The 17,366-nt window shown below is 71.6% G+C and carries 15 protein-coding genes; 8 read left to right on the top strand and 7 right to left on the bottom strand.

What is annotated here, in order from left to right:
• Window positions 1–35: 35 nt before the first annotated feature.
• Together FB600_RS21885 and FB600_RS21880 are read right to left on the bottom strand one after the other, a co-directional pair.
• The gene (locus FB600_RS21885) at window positions 36–4,412 is read right to left on the bottom strand and encodes a translocation/assembly module TamB domain-containing protein (RefSeq protein ID WP_145757341.1); all 4,377 of its coding nucleotides are present in this window, start codon (window positions 4,410–4,412) and stop codon (window positions 36–38) included.
• 22 nt (window positions 4,413–4,434) lie between these two features.
• The gene (locus FB600_RS21880; RefSeq protein WP_408580116.1) at window positions 4,435–6,234 is read right to left on the bottom strand and encodes an autotransporter assembly complex protein TamA; all 1,800 of its coding nucleotides are present in this window, start codon (window positions 6,232–6,234) and stop codon (window positions 4,435–4,437) included.
• A 318-nt stretch (window positions 6,235–6,552) separates the two neighbouring features.
• On the opposite strand from FB600_RS21880, the gene FB600_RS21875 reads away from it, so the two are divergent.
• From FB600_RS21875 to panD, 4 genes are all read left to right on the top strand, one after another.
• A complete protein-coding gene (locus tag FB600_RS21875) occupies window positions 6,553–6,741 on the top strand; it encodes a DUF3460 family protein (protein WP_013699062.1) in 189 nt (62 codons plus the stop codon).
• Window positions 6,742–6,745: 4 nt separating this feature from the next.
• Window positions 6,746–7,615: a segregation and condensation protein A gene (locus tag FB600_RS21870; RefSeq protein ID WP_013699063.1), complete on the top strand. Its 870-nt coding sequence runs from the start codon at window positions 6,746–6,748 to the stop codon at window positions 7,613–7,615.
• A 279-nt stretch (window positions 7,616–7,894) separates the two neighbouring features.
• On the top strand, window positions 7,895–8,734 hold the full coding sequence (panC, locus tag FB600_RS21865) for a pantoate--beta-alanine ligase (protein WP_145757340.1): 840 nt from the start codon (window positions 7,895–7,897) through the stop codon (window positions 8,732–8,734).
• A 43-nt stretch (window positions 8,735–8,777) separates the two neighbouring features.
• Window positions 8,778–9,164, top strand: coding sequence for an aspartate 1-decarboxylase (gene panD, locus FB600_RS21860; RefSeq protein ID WP_145757339.1), 387 nt, complete (start codon window positions 8,778–8,780; stop codon window positions 9,162–9,164).
• 86 nt (window positions 9,165–9,250) lie between these two features.
• On the opposite strand, the gene FB600_RS21855 is transcribed toward panD, so the two are convergent.
• The 3 genes from FB600_RS21855 to FB600_RS21845 form a co-directional block, all read right to left on the bottom strand.
• Entirely contained in the window at window positions 9,251–9,892 is a 642-nt protein-coding gene (locus FB600_RS21855; protein ID WP_017921374.1) for a ParA family protein, read from the bottom strand.
• Between the two features lie 400 nt (window positions 9,893–10,292).
• Window positions 10,293–10,721, bottom strand: coding sequence for a DoxX family protein (locus tag FB600_RS21850; protein WP_013699067.1), 429 nt, complete (start codon window positions 10,719–10,721; stop codon window positions 10,293–10,295).
• 104 nt (window positions 10,722–10,825) lie between these two features.
• Window positions 10,826–12,325 carry a cobyric acid synthase gene (locus FB600_RS21845; protein WP_227743876.1) on the bottom strand — a complete coding sequence of 500 codons (1,500 nt, stop codon included), beginning with the start codon at window positions 12,323–12,325 and terminating at the stop codon, window positions 10,826–10,828.
• 63 nt (window positions 12,326–12,388) lie between these two features.
• On the opposite strand from FB600_RS21845, the gene cobU reads away from it, so the two are divergent.
• From cobU to FB600_RS21825, 4 genes are all read left to right on the top strand, one after another.
• On the top strand, window positions 12,389–12,949 hold the full coding sequence (cobU, locus tag FB600_RS21840) for a bifunctional adenosylcobinamide kinase/adenosylcobinamide-phosphate guanylyltransferase (RefSeq protein ID WP_098181654.1): 561 nt from the start codon (window positions 12,389–12,391) through the stop codon (window positions 12,947–12,949).
• The gene (gene cbiB, locus FB600_RS21835) at window positions 12,943–13,887 is read left to right on the top strand and encodes an adenosylcobinamide-phosphate synthase CbiB (protein WP_013699070.1); all 945 of its coding nucleotides are present in this window, start codon (window positions 12,943–12,945) and stop codon (window positions 13,885–13,887) included. The genes cobU and cbiB overlap by 7 nt, the downstream gene beginning before the upstream one ends.
• 81 nt (window positions 13,888–13,968) lie before the next feature.
• Window positions 13,969–15,009 (top strand): threonine-phosphate decarboxylase CobD, encoded by a 1,041-nt coding sequence (cobD, locus tag FB600_RS21830; protein ID WP_145757338.1) that lies wholly within the window; start codon window positions 13,969–13,971, stop codon window positions 15,007–15,009.
• Between the two features lie 18 nt (window positions 15,010–15,027).
• Window positions 15,028–15,999 carry a cobalamin-binding protein gene (locus FB600_RS21825; protein ID WP_227743875.1) on the top strand — a complete coding sequence of 324 codons (972 nt, stop codon included), beginning with the start codon at window positions 15,028–15,030 and terminating at the stop codon, window positions 15,997–15,999.
• A gap of 16 nt (window positions 16,000–16,015) precedes the next feature.
• On the opposite strand, the gene cobC is transcribed toward FB600_RS21825, so the two are convergent.
• Window positions 16,016–16,612, bottom strand: a complete 597-nt coding sequence (gene cobC / locus FB600_RS21820; protein ID WP_105819398.1) for an alpha-ribazole phosphatase — start codon at window positions 16,610–16,612, stop codon at window positions 16,016–16,018.
• Window positions 16,597–17,355: an adenosylcobinamide-GDP ribazoletransferase gene (locus tag FB600_RS21815; protein WP_096750348.1), complete on the bottom strand. Its 759-nt coding sequence runs from the start codon at window positions 17,353–17,355 to the stop codon at window positions 16,597–16,599. Before FB600_RS21815 ends, cobC begins: the two co-directional genes overlap by 16 nt.
• Between the last annotated feature and the right edge of the window lie 11 nt (window positions 17,356–17,366).

The raw sequence follows: 17,366 nt of genomic DNA, 5'->3' as shown, positions 1-17,366 counted from the left end.
GGCGCCTGGCCTGGGGCGCGAATCCACGCGAGGCCTCAGTGCCGCCGCGCCCACCACCAGCGATCGAAGCGCCGCGTGTAGTTCAGGTCGACGCCCTGGAAGGTGCCGCCGTAGGCCGACACCGACCAGAAGCGCGACAGGTTGAGGGTCGCCTTGAAGGCATTGCTGGCCGACTGCAGGCCCTGCTCGTAGCCGAGCACGAAGCGCTCGTTGATCGCCTTCGAGAGCTGCACCACCTGCGGATCGGTCAGGCCCACGTCGCTGCGGCCGATGGTGAACTCGTCGAGGCCGACCGTCTGCGCCACGCGCTTGCCGGTGGCGCTGCCGAGCAGGGCCAGCGCGGTGGTCATGGTGTTCTGCTGGCCCAGGTTGTTGCCCTGGTCGGTGCCGTGCCCGAACAGCAGCCAGGACAGCTTCTCGTTGTCGGTCACGTTCGGCTCGGACACCAGCTTGGCGGTCGGCGACTGCACCGTGCCGGTGACCTGCACGCCGGCCTCGACCTCCTGGTTGCGGCGCATCGCGAGGATGTTGATGCCGGGGTTCGCGATCGGCCCGTTGAAGGTGAAGAAGCCGTTCTCGATCGACAGCTTGCGGCCGAAGGTCGAATAAGTGGAGCCCTCGGTCACGCGCACGTTGCCGACCGCGCGCAGCGGCGTGCCCGGCGCGCTCATCACGGTGATGGTGCCGCGCAGGCCGAGATCGGCGCCATGCCCCTTGAAGCGGAACTGGTTGCCCAGGTCGATATCGATATTGGCGCGCGGCCCGAGCGCCGGCGCCGGCTTCTCGGCGATCGACTTCGGCACGCCGGCCACGGTCTTGACCTCGCCCGGCACGGTGCCGTCCGGGCGCACGATCACCACGTCGTCGGACAGCGAGGGCGCCGAGGATTCCGGCAGGTCGAACAGCGCGCGATCGACCGTGAACTTGCCGTCGATGGCGAGCTGGCCGCGCGGGCCGTCGTTCTTCACGCTGGCGCTGCCCGACAGCGAGAGCTTGCGATCGGGCGAGGCGAACAGCTCGAGCTTGTCGGCCACCACGCTGGCGCTCAGGTCCGGCGCGTTGCCGTCGAGCCGCACGCGGCCCAGCGCGCGCAGCGTGCCGTCGGCGCCGTGGAACTCGACCTGCTGGAAGTCGACCAGGTTGTCGGTCAGCTTCACGCGCACGATGCCGTCCTTCAACTGCACGCCCTGGTCGACCACCGTCACCGAGAGATTGTCGCCGGTCAGCATGCCCGACAGGTCCGGCTTGGCCGGCGTGCCGGCCACGCTCAGCTTGAGCGCGGCACGCCCGTCGAACAGGTAGCTCGGCCCGAGCAGGCCGCCGGTGGTGCGCAGCGCCGGCAGGTCGACGTCGATCTTCCCCGACAGCGGGCCGTTCTCGGCCACGCCGATCACCCCGTCGCGCATCGCGAACGGGATGCCGAGCGTCGCGTCGGCGGTGCCGATCCGGCTCGCCTTGGCATGCACGGTGGCGTTGAGCCGGTTGCCCGCGCCGAATTCGGCGCGCGCCTCCAGGGCCGTGATGCCGAGCGAGGCGATCCCGCGCCCGGCCTCGATCGTCACGTCGCCGGCGCGGCGGCGGATCTGCACGTGACCGCTGGCGTTGGCCGCCAGCGTCAGGTCCCAGTCGCCGTCGAGCACGAGGTCGGTGCGCACCGGTGCGCGTTCGCCGGTCAGGAACTCGCGCACCTGCAGGGCGCGCGCGATCGACAGGTTGCTGAGCGTGCCGGCGGTGCGGATCGTGCCGTGGTCGAGCGCGAAGCTGCGCAGCGTGAGCACCGCGCCCTCGACGGTCAGCTTGCTGGCACCCAGGATCACGCGATCGGCGCCGGCCGAAACCGTCAGCGGCGCGTCGAGCGAAACGGCCGGCGTGCCGCGATTGACCAGTTGCGAGACGGTGCCGTCCCAGCGGCTGCCGCCACCGGTCTCGACCAGGCCGCCCGCCGCGGCCAGTTGCAGGTTGATCACGCGCCCTTCGGCATTGCCGATCGCCGAGGCCTGCAGCGTATGTCGCGCGCGCGTGCCGGCCAGTTTCGCCTTGACCGATTTCAGGTCGAGCGAGCCCAGCGCCAGGTCGCTGGCATCGACCGTCAGCGACAGCGCGCCATTCGCGCCGTCACGGATCTCGGCGCTGCCCTCGGCCGAGCCGATCCGGTTGCTGCCGACCACCACGCCGGTGGCCCGGTAGTCGGCCGCGACGTTCGGATGCGCGATGCTGCCGGTCACCTCGCCGTGCGCGGCGACCAGCCCTTGCAGGCCGAAGCCGAGCCGGTCGAGCTGCGGCGCGTCGATCGCGAAGCGCAGCCGGTCGCCCGGCGCGCCGAAGCTGCCGTTCAGCGAGACCTGGTTGCCCGCCACCGAGAGTTCGGCCGTGCTCGGCAACAGGCGCGTGCCGGCCACCTGCACGGTGCCCTGCCCCGTCATCGGCACGCCGTCGTAGACGCTGTCGCCGAGCCGGAACTGCAGTTTCGTGGTGAGGGCCGGCGCGAGCGCGCCGCTCGCCGTGAGCGTGCCGTTGACGCGCGCATCGACGGGCCGGCCCGCGCGGGACGGCGCGGCGGCGGTCCTGGTCGCGCTTGCCGTCGCGGTCTTCGCGGTGGCGGTCGCGCCGCGCTTCGCGTTGGCCGTCGCGGCGGCCCGGCCCTTGCCGCCCGCCCCGCCCTTCGGGGCGGCCGAGCTACCCGGGTTCAGCGTCGAGAAGGCCAGCGGATTGAAGTCGACCAGGTTCGCCTTGAGCTCGTAGCTCGAATTCTTGTCGTGCTTGAGCACGCCGCTCAGGTCGACGCGTCCCTTGCCCGCCGACACGCGCGCGCGCTGGATGGTGGTGGCGTTCGCGTCGGTGATGAGGTCGGCGCTCAGGCCCAGCGCGAGCTTCGGATCGCTCAGCTCGACCGTGGCGCGCTGCGAGCCGCCGTCGAGCGTGACGGCGACCGGACCGCCGAGCCGCATCGGCCGCACCGCGCTGGAGAACAGCGTCGGGTCGAGATTCGCCAGCTTCAGGTCGAAGCGGCCGCGCGAGGCGGCCAGCGCGCCGCCGCCCGTCACGCTGCCCTCGCGCAGCATGCGCATCACGAAATCGTCGATGCGCTGCGTGTGGGCATCCAGGCGCAGCCTGGCGTGGATGTCGACCAGCGGGATCTTGCCCTCGGCCAGCGTGCCGGGCGCCGCATTGACCACCGACAGCGTGCCGGCCACCACCAGCGGCGGCTTGCCCGCGGCGGCGCCGTGCTGGGCGACGGACGCGGAAGACGCGGAAGACGCGGCAGCGACGGCGGCGCCCGAGCCGGCGCTCGCGGCGGAAGCCGGGGACCCTGCCGCGAGTCGACTGCGCGATGCGGCCGTCGCCGACGACGCGGCTAAAGCCGCAGCCGCCGCCACTTGGCTAGCCGAGGCAGCCGTCGCCGAGGAAGCGGACGAAGCCGCGAGCGCGGCCAGCGCGCGCCCCGAGACGCTGTCGTCCTGAGCGGCCAACTCGCCGGCCGGCGCCAGCGCGGCGCGCACCGCCAGGTCGGCCTGCGGCGCGCCCGGCGCGAGCGCGCGCGGATTGACGTGATCGAAGGCCAGCGTGGCGCGCGTGAGCGGCACCGCGCCGAACGGCGCGGCCTCCACATGGGCGCGCCCGGCCAGCTTCATCCCGGAAGCGTCGAGGTCGAGCACCAGCGCCTCGAGCGAGCCCGACAGCGTGGCATGCGCGTCGACCTGCTCGTTCGACACCTTGCCCGAATAACCGGCCGTGCCGGCGATCGCGAACGGGCGCGCGCCGTCGAGCCGCACATCGGCGGTCAGCGCGCCGAACGGCGTATCGAGCCGCTCCAGCGTGAGCGCGTGATGGCGTCGATCGCTCTGGCCGTGCGCGAGCAGCTTCGTCAGCTCGGTGGTCGAGCCCGCCTCGTGGATGCGCAGCGTGTCGAAGCGCAGCTCGCGCAGCGTCAGTTGCAACGGAAGATCGAGATTCTCCGGCAGCGTGGTGGGCGGGGTATCGGGCGGCGACGGCGCGACCGTCACGTCGATGGTGCCGGCGCGCAGGTAGTCGAGCGTGAAGCGCAGCGGCGCGCGCGTGAGCGCCCAGCGCCCTTCCACATGGTCGATCCGCACCTCGGTGCCCTTGCCGCCGGGAGTAACCCAGGCCAGCTTCGAGATCCTCACGCCCTCGGCCAGTGAACCGCCTTCCAGCGTGCCCGAAAGCCGCCCGCCCAGCACGGCCACGGCCGCCTGCCAGGCCAGCCGCGTGCCGCGCTCGGTCATCACCGCCGCGGCCAGCGCGCCGGCCAGCAGCAGCACCACCACCAGCAGCACGCCGGCGCTCCAGGCCAGCGCGCGGCCGAGCCGGCGCGGCCTGCGCGGCGGCTGGCGGGTCTCGTCTCGCGGCGGCGGCGCGTCGTTCGGCGGTGGCGGGGAATCGTGCTTGGTCATGCTGGAATCCGGAAAACCCTCGTCAGAATGCGATGCCGAGCGTCAGGTAGGGACGCACGCTGCGATTGCGCAGGCCATAGGCGAGGTCGACATTGACCGGCCCGACCGGGCTGCGCCAGCGCGCGCCGAGCCCGACGCCCGGATAGAACACCCGCTCGCCCCAGGCATCGGTGGCGGTGCCGACATCGAAGAAGGTCGCCGCGCCCCAGTCGTGGTTGAACCAGTGCTGGTATTCGGCGGTGCCCGTCATCAGGTACTTGGTCGGCAGCACCGAGCCGTCCACGCTGTTGCCGATGCTCTGGTAGCCGTAGCCGCGCACCGAGTTCGAGCCGCCCGCGCGGAACAGCAGCGAGGCCGGGATGCCGGCCGAGCCGCCGCTGGTGAACACGCCGCCCAGCTCGGCACGGAAGAAGATCAGGTCGCGCTTGCCGATCGGGATGTACTGCTGGCCGCGCGCGTAACCACGAATGAAGCTCTGGTCGGTCAGCACGCCCTTCACGGCGAAGCCGGCCTCGGCGTGGATCAGGTTGCCCGAGCGCGGGAACAGCGGATCGTCGACGTTGCGCCGCGTCCAGGACCATTGCGGCACCAGCGCGCGGCTGGTGGTCGGGCCGGCGCCGTTCTGGTCCAGCCGGTCCTGGTAGAACATGATCGAGTAGGAATAGTCGATGTTCTGGCTGGTCTTGGTGCGCTGCAGGCCCAGGCGCGCGCTGTAGATGCGCACGTCCGACACGTTGGTGTTGGTGTACGAGGCCAGCGCGCTGTTGGTCCAGCCGTGCGGGCTCGGCGGCATCGAGAGCTGGACCTGCCCGTATTGCTGGATCTGGTCGATGCGCCCCGACACCTGCAGCGGCCAGGCCGCGCCGAAGGTGTCGAGATAGGTATAGGAGCCCTGGACGTGCGGCCCGGTATCGGTCGCGTAGCCGACCCCGCCGCGCACGCTGTTGTAGGGATACTCGCTGACCTTCACGTGGACCGGCGTGTCCTCGGGCTTGCTGGTGTCGTCGCCGACGTCGATCGCCACGCTCGCGTAATACGGCGTGTTCTGCAACTGGCGCTGCAGCTCGTTGATGCGCTGCACGTCGTAGATCTCGCCCACGCCGAGCGGGTTGACGTTGGTGACGATCTTCTCGGGATAACGCCGCACGCCCGACACGTCGAGCGCGCCCATCGTGAAGGTCGGCCCGCTGTCGAAGCTCACCGCGAGCTTCGCGGTGCGCGTGCGCGGATCGATGCGCGCCTGCGAGCTGACGATCTTCGCGCCCAGGTAGCGATAGGACTGCAGTTGCTTGAGCGCGGCATTCTTGGCGCCGTCCCAGCCCGACTGCGTGAAGGCATCGCCCTCGTGCAGCGAGAAGGCCAGCCGCGCGGCGGTTTCCTGCTTCGGGTCCTCGGTGCCGACGGGGCCCTTGAACTGCAGGTCGACGCCCGCCACATCGGTCTGCGGCCCCGGGTCCACCTTGACCGTCACCGAGCGCTTGCCGTCGCGGTTGCGCACGTCGGTCGAGACCACCGGCGAGAAATAACCCTCGGTGGCGCTCAGGTCGCGCACCTGCTGGGGCGTGGCGGTAATCAGGAACTCGAACTGGTCGTCGGAGATGTCGTCGCGCTTGGCGAAGCGCGAGACGTCGAGGTGCTGCTCGAGCAGCTTGCGCACCGAGCGCGGCGCGTCGATGTCGACGCTGTACTTGGCCCAGGCCGGCAGCGCGAAGCTGGCCGCCAGACAGCCGCCCAGCGTCAGGCGGACCAGGCGCGGCAGCAATGGGAAGCGGGAAGACGGCGACGGCGCCTGGCCGGCGGGACTCGCCTGGCTGGCAGGCATCGCCTTGCTGGAAACGATCGCCTCGGCGCCCGGGATCGCCTTGCGGCGGGCACGACGCGCATCGGGTGGAATGGCCAGCCCTGTCAAATACCGCCCCCTCGGAAATTGATCGGATGAAAAACCACATTTGACCACAGCGACATGGCGCCACAGAGGCCAAAGCTTGAAAGATCTTCAAAAGCACGCGTGCAGATACACACCGCGGGCATTCGACGCGCCTGAACGCCGGCTGTTCCCCGCGATGCGGTAAAATCCCGCCATCCCCAACCCGGGCGGCGGCGCCAAGCGCGCACCGGCCCGTCTCGAACGGAACCCACCATGTCGTACACGTCCGACGTCACGCAATTTCTGAACCAGCTCAAGCAACAGAAGCCGACGCTGGAAGACGAGCAGCGCAAGGGCCGCGCCCTGCTGTGGGACAAGCAGCCGATCGACCTCGACGAGCGTTCGGAGCAGCAGCAATCGCGCGTCAAGCAGACCTCCTACGTCTACTACCAGAACTTCTGATCCCGTGAGCGCCGCCGACGAGGCCGCCGCCCCGCCCGAGGACGCGCTCGCCGCGCGTGCCGGCGCCGATTCGACGCCCGACACGGTGGACGGCGTCGCCGCCTTCGCGCGCCTGTACGGCGAGCCGCTGTTCAAGCTGCCGCAGGATCTCTACATCCCGCCCGACGCGCTCGAGGTCTTCCTGGAGACCTTCGAGGGCCCGCTGGACCTGCTGCTGTACCTGATCCGCAAGCAGAACTTCAACGTGCTCGACATCCCGATGGCCGAGGTCACCGCCCAGTACCTCGGCTACGTCGACCAGATCCGCGAGTCGAACCTGGAGCTGGCGGCCGAGTACCTGCTGATGGCGGCGATGCTCATCGAGATCAAGTCGCGCATGCTGCTGCCGGTCAAGAAGGCCGACACCGGCGAGGAAGCCGAGGATCCGCGCGCCGAGCTGGTGCGCCGCCTGCTCGAATACGAGCAGATGAAGCTGGCCGCGCAGCGGCTCGACCAACTGCCGCAGCTCGGCCGCGACTTCCTGCGCGCCGAGGTCTACATCGAGCAGAGCATCACCCCGCGCTTCCCGGACGTCGATTCCGACGACCTGCGCGCGGCCTGGGCCGACGTGCTCAAGCGCGCCAAGCTGGTCCAGCATCACAAGATCTCGCGCGAGGAGCTGTCGGTGCGCGAGCACATGAGCCTGATCCTGCGGCAGTTGCAGAACGTGCGCTTCATGGAGTTCGCCGAGCTGTTCGACACCTCGCGCGGCGTGCCGGTGGTGGTGGTCAACTTCATCGCCATGCTCGAGCTGGCGCGCGAATCGCTGATCGAGATCACCCAGCCCGAGCCCTTCGCGCCGATCTACGTGCGCCTGGCCTACCTGCCGGCCTGAGGCGGGCGCGCCGGGCCTCGCGCTGTTTCCTCCCGCGGCTTCCCCCCTTTTCGTCTCGAAGACGGGCCGGCACGGCCCCGTCTATCCCGCCTTCGCGCGGCCGCGCCCGGATAAAAAGCGAACGATCGTGCGCTTATCGGTGCGCTTCAGCCGCAAATCCTCTACAATCGCCGACGCTCGCGCCCTGCCCGGCTCGCGGGCCAGCGAACCGTCCGACCACGAGGCCGCGCCCCGCGCGGCGGCAACGCGCGATGCGCGCGAGGAACCGCTCTACCGACCATGAAAGTCATCAGCACGATCCAGGAGCTGCGCGACCAGTTGCGCGGCCAGAACCGCACGGCCTTCGTGCCGACGATGGGCAACCTGCATGAAGGCCATCTGTCGCTGATGCGGCTCGCGCGCCAGCATGGCGACCCGGTGGTCGCGAGCATCTTCGTGAACCGGCTGCAGTTCGGCCCGAACGAGGATTTCGACAAGTACCCGCGCACGCTGCAGGACGACATCGAGAAGCTGCAGAGCGAAAACGTCTACGTGCTGTTCGCGCCGACCGAGCGCGACCTGTACCCGGAGCCGCAGGAATACCGCGTGCAGCCGCCGCACGACCTGGGCGACATCCTGGAGGGCGAGTTCCGCCCCGGCTTCTTCACCGGCGTGTGCACCGTGGTCACCAAGCTGATGGCCTGCGTGCAGCCGAAGGTGGCCGTGTTCGGCAAGAAGGATTACCAGCAGCTGATGATCGTGCGCCGCATGTGCCACCAGCTCGCGCTGCCGGTGGACATCGTGGCCGCCGAAACGGTGCGCAACGACGACGGACTGGCGCTGTCCTCGCGCAACCGCTACCTGAGCGAGGCCGAGCGCGCCGAGGCGCCCGAGCTGGCGCGCGCGCTGCAGCGCGTGCGCGAGACGGTGCTGGGCGGCGAGCGCGACCTGGCCAAGGTCGAGGCCGCGGCCCGCGAGGCGCTGGCCGCGCGCGGCTGGCAGCCCGACTACATCGCGATCCGCCGACGTGCCAACCTGGTCGCGCCGAGCGCCGAAGAGCTCGAGGGCGGCGAGCCGCTGGTGGTGCTGGCCGCCGCCAAGCTCGGCGCCACGCGCCTCATCGACAACCTGGAAATCTGACGGCCCGCCGTCGCGCTTCCGCCTCACCGCATCGGGACACACCATGCAGCGCCACATGCTGAAATCGAAGATCCACCGCGCCAAGGTCACGCACTGCGAGCTTCACTACGAAGGCTCCTGCGCGATCGACGAGGACCTGCTCGAAGCCTCGAACATCGTCGAGAACGAGCGGATCGACATCTGGAACATCAACAACGGCGAGCGTTTCTCGACCTACGCGATCAAGGGCGAGCGCGGCAGCGGCATGATCTCGCTGAACGGCTCGGCGGCGCGGCGCGCGCAGCTCGGCGACCTGGTGATCATCGCCGCGTTCGCGGTGGTCGACGAGGCCGACCTGAAGGCCGGCTGGAAGCCGGACCTGGTGTTCGTCGACGAGCACAACAGGATGAAGGGCAGCCGCGACCACGTGCCGACCCAGAACTGGACCTGAGCGCCGCGCCGTTCGCGGCCGCCGGCAGCGGAAAACCCGCCGTTCGCGAGAACGGCGGGTTTCGTTTTTGATGCCCCGCCCCAGGCTCAGTCGGCCTTGCCCGGCCTGGCCTGCGCCCAGTCGACGATCGACTGCCACTGCTCGAGATCCTTCTCGACGCGGCTGCGGGCGACATCCCACAAGGTCAGGCCGTGCGCGGCCACCTGCACGTAGTTCTGGGTGTCGCGCAGGTAGCCGAGCACCGGCAGCTCGAGCCCCTCGACGAAGCGCTGCAACTGCTCGGCCGAGCGCGTGCGCGCATCGACGCGCATGCCGACGATGCCGACCTGCACCGCCCCCTTGCGCACCGCCTTCTCGGCGGCCAGCCGCTCGAGGAATTGCTGGGTGGCGAGGATATCGAACATCGAGGGCTGGAGCGGCACGATCACCTTGTCGGCCAGGTCGAGCGCGAGGTCGAGCCGGTTGCCGTGCAGCCCGGCCGGCGTGTCGATCACCGCGTATTCGAGGCCGCGCGGCGGCTTGGCCGGCGCGTTCGGGTCGAGCGCCCAGGCCTCGATGACCGGCAGCGTGGCGGGCCGCAGCGCGAGCCAGCCGTGCGAGGACTGCTGCCGGTCCAGGTCGGCCAGCGCCACCCAGGCGCCCTGCGCCGCGAAATACCCGGCCAGATTGGTGGACAGCGTGCTCTTGCCGACGCCGCCCTTCGGATTTGCCACCACGATCACCGTCATGTACACCCCCGGAAAGCCGCGCGGCGCCGGTCGGCGGCGCCACGGAAAGTTGCGGATACAGGGAGCGATGATATCGGCAAAACGCCCCGCCCCGGAACGGGGCAGGCGCGATCACGGCCGGATGGGCGGGTATCGCCGCGTCGTGCCGGCTAGGGGGGCCCGGCTGGACGGATCGGTCGGCGGGAGAAACCGGGCCGGGCCTCGTGGCCGATGGCCGGGAGCGGGCCTGGCGCCGGGTTCCGGCCTTCGACGGCGCCGAGCCGGTGACAGCCGGAACCGGCGCCGGTGCGTGGCGGCGCGGCAGGCGCGGCCCGCTCAAAGGCCGCGTTGCGCGCAGGGGCATCGACGGCAGGGAACGGGCGGTGGCGATACCGCCGCGGCGATCGCCCGCCCCGCCCGCTCAGGCCGCGCGCTGCACGCCGGCCTTGGCCGCCGCGCGGTTGCCGCCGAGCGCATAGGCGCCCGCGCCGACCAGCGCCTGCACCGCCAGCGCGGCTGCCCAGAAGGCCGGATATTCCCAGCCGCCATGCGGCGAATCGAAGCCGAAGCCGTTCGGGAAATGCGTGTGCACCACGCCGAGCATGAACACCAGCAGCACCAGCGAGACGACCCGGACCTGAATCCCGCCCAGCAGCGCGAGGCCGCCGACCAACTCCACGGCGATCGTCACATAGGCGAGCCAGCCCGGCAGGCCGATCGAGACGAAGAACTGCACGGTGCCCGGCAGGGTGAAGACGAAGAGCTTCTGGCCGACGTGGATCAGGTACAGCACGCCGAGCACCAGGCGCAGCAAGGTGGCGCCGAGTTCGGCGGAGCGATTCGGGTTCATGGCGGACTCCATCGAGAAGGGGAATGGAGCGAACTCTATTCGAAGCGTTTTCGCCGATAAATCTCCGGATCGGATTACATTACCTCCCAAAAAGAATGAATCGATCAGGCGAAGCTGCCGAACACACGTTCCAGATCGAGATGCGCGGCGAAGGTATCGGCGAGCCGCTCGATCGAGGCCTCGCGCAGCGCCGCCCAGTCGACCGCCTCGGCCCGGTCCAGCCCGGCCCATTCGAGCAGCGCGGCGCAGGCGCCGGGCGCGTCGAACAGGCCATGCAGGTAGGTGGCCAGGATCTGCCCGTCCTCGGAGATGGCACCGTCGGGCCGCTCGCCTTCCGGTCCGTCCAGCCGCAGCACCGGCCGCGCCAGCGCCGGGCCGCGCGTCTCGCCCATGTGGATCTCGTAGCCGCTCACGGTCGCGCCGTCTCCCCAGGCGAGCCGCCCGCCCGCGTTGACCAGCGTCTTCTCGGGCCGCAGCTCGGTGTCATAGTCGAGCAGGCCGAGCCCGGCCACGCGGGCCGGCGGCCCCTCGACGCCATGCGGATCGTCGAGCCAGCGGCCCAGCATCTGCATGCCGCCGCAGATCCCGATCAGCTTGCCGCCGTAGCGCAGGTGGCGCTGGATCGCGCGATCCCAGCCGTTGGCGCGCAGCCATTCGAGATCGCGCTGCACGCTCTTCGAGCCGGGCAGGATCACCAGATCGGCGGGCGGGATCGGGCCGCGCTTCCAGTACGAGAAATCGACGCGCGGATGCGCGCGCAGCGCGTCGTAGTCGGTGTGGTTGCTGATGCGCGGCACGGCCGGCACGACCACCCGCAGCACCCCGGCCGCGCGATCGCTGGCCTCGGTGCGCGCCAGGCTCGGCAGCATGTCCTCGGCGTCGAGCGCGAGGCCGTGCAGGTAGGGCAGCACGCCGAGCACCGGCTTGCCGGTTTGCGCCTCCAGCCAGTCGAGGCCGGGTTTCAGCAAGGCCGGATCGCCGCGGAAGCGGTTGATCACGAAGCCGCGCACGCGCTCGCGCTCGCTCGGCGACAGGCAGGCCAGCGTACCGAGCAGGTGCGCGAACACGCCGCCGCGATCGATGTCGGCGACCAGCACCACCGGGCAGTCGACATGCTCGGCGAAACCCATGTTGGCGATGTCGCCCTCGCGCAGGTTGATCTCGGCCGGGCTGCCGGCGCCCTCGACGATCACCGCGTCGTAGGCGGCGCGCAAGCGTTCGTAGGATTGCAGCACGGCCTCGAAGGCCACCGGCTTGTAGGCGTGATAGGCCCGCGCATCGAGATTGCCGCGCGCGTGGCCGTGGATGATGACCTGCGCGCCGCGATCGCTGTTCGGCTTGAGCAGCACCGGGTTCAGGTCGGTATGCGCGGGGATGCCGGCGGCGATCGCCTGCAGTGCCTGGGCGCGGCCGATCTCGCCGCCGTCGACGCTCACCGCGCTGTTGAGCGCCATGTTCTGCGGCTTGAAGGGCGCCACGCGCGCGCCCGCGCGCCGCGCCAGCCGGCACAGCCCGGCCACCACGGTGCTCTTGCCGGCGTCGGAGGTGGTGCCCTGGATCATCAGCGTGCCGCGCGGCGAGGGCAGGCGATCGGAAACGGTCATGGTGCGGGCCATCGGGCTGTCTGGGGAAGGCCGCATTATCGCGCGCGCCGTTACAATCACGCGATGACTTCGCACCACCTCACCTTCGTGCTCGGCGGCGCCCGCTCGGGCAAGAGCGCACATGCCGAACGGCTGGCCGCCGCGAGCGGCCGCGCCGTCACCTATGTCGCCACCGCGCGCGTGGTCGGCGACGCCGAATTCGATCGCCGCATCGCCCATCATCGCGCGCGCCGCCCGGCCGACTGGGCCCTGGTCGAGGCGCCCGAGGCGCTGGCCGAGGCGATCGCCGCGCTCGACGATCCCGGCGCCTGCGTGCTGGTCGACTGCCTGACGCTGTGGCTCGCCGGCCTGCTCTGCCCGCCCGACGGCGCGGCCGTCGACGAGGCCACGCTCGCCGCGCGCGTGGCGACGCTGGAAGACGCGCTGCGCGCCTCGCGGGCCCAGGTGATCGTGGTCAGCAACGAAATCGGCCTGGGCGTGATCCCGCTCGGCGCCGAGACACGTCGCTACGTCGACGAACTGGGCCGGCTCAACCAGCGCATCGCAGCGCTGGCCACCCACGTCACGCTGGTGGTGGCGGGCCTGCCGATGCACGTGAAAGCACCCGGAGAACCGGCATGCTGATGCTGTCGCTGCCGGCGGTGGCGATCCTCGCGGTCGCGGCCTTCCTGGTCGACTGGCGCTTCGGCGAGCCGCGCCGCGGCCACCCCCTGGTCGCCTTCGGGCGCCTGGCCCAGGCCATCGAGGCGCGCCTGAACCACGGCCGGCTGGGCCGGCCGATCGGCGTGGCGGCCTGGTGCCTGGCGGTGCTGCCGCCGGTGCTGGCGGCCCTGCTGCTGCTCGCCCTGTTGCCCTGGCCACTGGCCGCCGCCGTGCATGTCGCCCTGCTGTGGTTCGCGCTCGGCGCCAAGAGCCTGGCCGAGCATATCGCGCCGATCGGCGCCGCTCTCGCCCGCGGCGATCTCGCCGAGGCCCGCACGCTGACCGCGCGCATCGTCTCGCGCGACACGCGCGAAGCCGATGCCTCGGCGCTGTCGCGCGCGGCGGTCGAATCGGCGCTGGAGAACGGCAACGACGCGATCTTCGGCGCGCTGTTCTGGTTCGCCATCGCGGGCGGCCCCGGCGCGCTGATGTTCCGGCTCGCCAACACGCTCGACGCGATGTGGGGCTATCGCACGCCGCGCCTGCTGCGCTTCGGCTGGGCCGCGGCGCGCATCGACGATGCGCTGAACTGGGTGCCGGCGCGGCTCACGGCCGCCAGCTACGCCCTGCTGGGCGACACCGCCAACGCCTGGCGCTGCTGGCGCAGCCAGGCGCGCCAGTGGGACAGCCCCAATGCCGGGCCGGTGATGGCCGCCGGCGCCGGCAGCCTCAACGTGGTGCTGGGCGGCCCGGCCGTCTATCACGGCGAACTCGAGACGCGTCCCACGCTCGGCGCCGGCGAGCCGGCCTCGCCCGCCCACGTGCGCGCGGCGCTCTCGCTGGTGGCGCGCACCTCGATCCTCTGGCTCGCGCTGCTGCTGGCCGGCGCCGCGCTCTCGGTCGCCACCCGGCATGGCTGAGGCCCCGGCCCGCGTCACGTTCACCCCCTTTCCTCGATTCCGCGCGGCGGGCGATCCCGATCGCCCCGCCCCACCCGCCCCATGACCGACTCCGCTCTCCAGCCGCCCGCCATCACGCACGGCGGCAATCCGCACGACGCCGCGCAGCGCTACGGCATCCCGCTCGCGCGCTGGCTCGATCTCTCGACCGGCATCAACCCGATCGGTTACCCGGTGCCGCCGATGCCGGCCGAGGCCTGGCGCCGGCTGCCCGGCGACGAGGCGCCGCTGGCCGCGCTGGCCGCGCGCTACTACGGCGCGCCCGACGCCGCGCACGTGCTGGCGGTGGCCGGTAGCCAGGCCGCGATCCGCGCGCTGCCCGCGCTGCTCGAGCCCGGCATCGCCGGCGTCGGGCCGCTGGCCTACAGCGAATACGCGCCGGCCTTCCTGCGCCACGGCCATACGCTGGCGACGCTCGATGCCGACGCGACCCTGCTGCCGCCATCGATGCGTTACGTGATCGTCGGCAATCCCAACAATCCGACCGCCGAGCGCCTCACGCGCGAGCGCCTGCTGGGCTGGCACGCGCAACTGGCCGCGCGCGGCGGCGCCCTGATCGTCGACGAGGCCTTCGCCGATACCGGCGGCGAGGATACGCTGGCCGCCGATGCCGGCCGCGACGGCCTGTTCGTGCTGCGCTCGATCGGCAAGTTCTTCGGACTGGCCGGCGTGCGCGCCGGCTTCGTGCTGGCCGCGCCGCTGCCGCTCGCGCGGCTGCGCGCCGAGCTCGGCGCCTGGACCGTCAGCGGCCCGGCTCGGCACGCCGTGTCGGCCGCGCTGGCCGACCAGGGCTGGCAGAAGACCACGCGCGAGCGCCTGGCGGCCGACAGCGAGCGGCTCGCGGAACTGCTGCGCCTGCACGGCTTCGTGGTGCGCGCCACTCCGCTGTTCTGCTGGACCGACGATCCGCGCGCCTGGGCGCTGCATGACGCGCTCGCCACGCAGGGCGTCTGGACGCGTTTCTTCGCGCAGGCACCGAGCCTGCGGATCGGCTTGCCGGGGATCGAGGAGGAATGGCTGCGGCTCGAGGATGCGCTGGACCATTACGCGGCTACTGCCGCGTACGGCGCAGCCGGGCGCTGATCGATGCGCGCGCAAGCCATGCTTGGTCGAAGCTTCGCTGGCGGGCTGGTCGCGGCGCTGCTTGCCGTGCCGCTCGTCGCGCCGGTTGCGGCCGCGCCTGCCTCGGTCGCCTCGGCAAGCTCGCCGGCAGTCGCATCGGCAACCAGCGCGACGAACGCCATCACCGTCATCGACGATGCCGGCCGAATCGTCACCCTGTCCGCCCCGGCCAGGCGCGTGATCAGCGTCGCGCCGCACGCCACCGAGCTGCTTTATGCAGCGGGCGGCGCCGCCGCGATGGTCGGCGCCGTGTCCTATAGCGACTACCCCGAAGCGGCGCGCGCGCTGCCGCGCGTCGGCGACAACCGCTCACTCGACCTGGAACGCATCGTCGCGCTCAAGCCGGACCTGATCGTGGTCTGGCGGCACGGCAACGCCGACCGGCAGACCGCGCAGTTGGCGGCGCTCGGCATCCCGCTCTACTTCAGCGAACCGAAACGGCTCGACGAGGTGGCCGTCTCGCTCGACAAGCTCGGCCGGTTGCTCGGCACGCGCGCGCAGGCCGACCGGGCCGCCGCCGACTACCGGCAGCGCATCGCGGCGCTGCGCGCGCGTTATGCGGCCCGGCCGCCGGTCACCGTGTTCCTGCAGATCTGGGACCGGCCGCTGACCACCTTGAACGGCGCGCAGATCGTCAGCGACGTGCTCAGGCTGTGCGGCGGCCGCAACGTGTTCGCGGCGCTGCAGCCGGTCGCGCCGACCGTCAGCGACGAGGCCGTGCTGGCCGCCGATCCCGAGGCGATCGTCGCCACCGCGCAAGGCGCCACCGCCAGCGACGCGAGCCTGCCGAGCCTCGAGCGCTGGCGCCGCTGGCCGTCGCTGGCGGCGGTCGCCCGCAGCAACCTGTTCGCGGTCGACGGCGACTGGCTGACACGGCCGACGCCGCGGCTCGCGCTCGGCGCGGAACAGGTCTGCCGGGATCTGGAAACGGCGCGCGAGCGGCGCCGCTGATAGCGGCACGGGGCGCTCAGCCGAGCGTCTCGTCCCACTGAATCAATTGCCAGCCGCGCGCATCGCGCGAGAAGCGCACCAGGCCGCCATAGGCGATCGCGCGCGTGAGCAGGCTGTCGAGCGGCACGTCGAGCCACAGCGAGGCCAGCGCGCGGATCACGCCGGCATGGGTGACGAGGATCGCGCTCGCGTCCTCGGGCAGCGACGCGGCGAACGGCAGCGCGAACGACTCCACGCGCGCCACGAATTGCGCGGCGCTCTCGCCGCCATGCTCGCGCGCGCCCATCAGGTCGGACTGCCAACGATCGAGCGCGGCCGCGCCGATCTCGTCCCAGCGCCGCATCTCCCAGGTACCGAAATCGATCTCGCGCAGGCGCGCGTCGAGCCGCACCGGACGCGCCGCGAGCACGCCGATCGCCTGCGCGACCGCGGCGCAGCGCTGCAGCGGGCTCGCCAGGATCGCCTTGGGCCAATCCACCTGCGCCGCGCGCAGCCGCGCCGCGATCGCGGCCGCCTCGACGGCTGCCTCGCCCGCAAGCGGCAGGTCGGAGGCGCCGTAGCAGATACCGGCCTCGACGGCCGGCGCCGGATGACGGATCAGGACGAGGTCCATCCGAGCACCGTGAGGTAGATCGCCAGCTCGGAAAGCTGCTGCGCGAAACCGAGGCAATCGCCGGTATAACCGCCGAGCCGGCGCCGCAGGTAACGCGCCAGCAGCGCACGCACCACCAGCAGCGCGGCCAGCGCCGCGAGGCCCGCGCGCCAGTCCGGCCAGAACAGCCAGGGCAGGCCGCACAGCGCCGCGAACCCGAAAGCGCCCGCCGACATCCGCTGCGCGACCGGCCGCGCCTTGCCTTCCTCGCGCGCGTAGTCGAGCGTCATCAGCAGGCTGACCGCGGCGACGCGGCTCGCCGCATGCGCGGCCAGCAGGGTCCAGGCCGCGCGCAGCGGCGGCAGCGCCGCGAGCGCCTGCCACTTCAGGGCCAGCGCCAGCACCAGCGCGACCGCGCCGAAGCTGCCGATGCGCGAATCGCGCATGATGCGCAGCACGTCCTCGCGCGTGTAGCCGCCGCCGAAGCCGTCGCAGCTATCGGCGAGCCCGTCCTCGTGGAACGCGCCGGTGGCCACCAGGCTGGCGGCCATCGACAGCAGCACCGCCACGCCGGGCGGCCAGATACGCGCGGCGAGCAGATACACGCCGGCGGCCAGCGCGCCCACGCAGACGCCGACCAGCGGGAAATAACGCGCCGCCCGGTCGAGATCGCCGGCCGCGTAGCCGATGCGCCGCGGCACCGGCACGCGCGTGAAATAACCCAGCGCGACGAAGAAATAACGGCATTCGGCTCGCCAGCGCATGCCTGCTCCCG

The sequence above is a fragment of the Burkholderia sp. SJZ089 genome (assembly GCF_007828315.1).
Classification (GTDB): Bacteria; Pseudomonadota; Gammaproteobacteria; order Burkholderiales; family Burkholderiaceae; genus Burkholderia; species Burkholderia gladioli.
The sequence above is the reverse complement of the archived record's forward strand: the minus strand, read 5'-3'. Positions and strand labels throughout refer to the sequence as shown.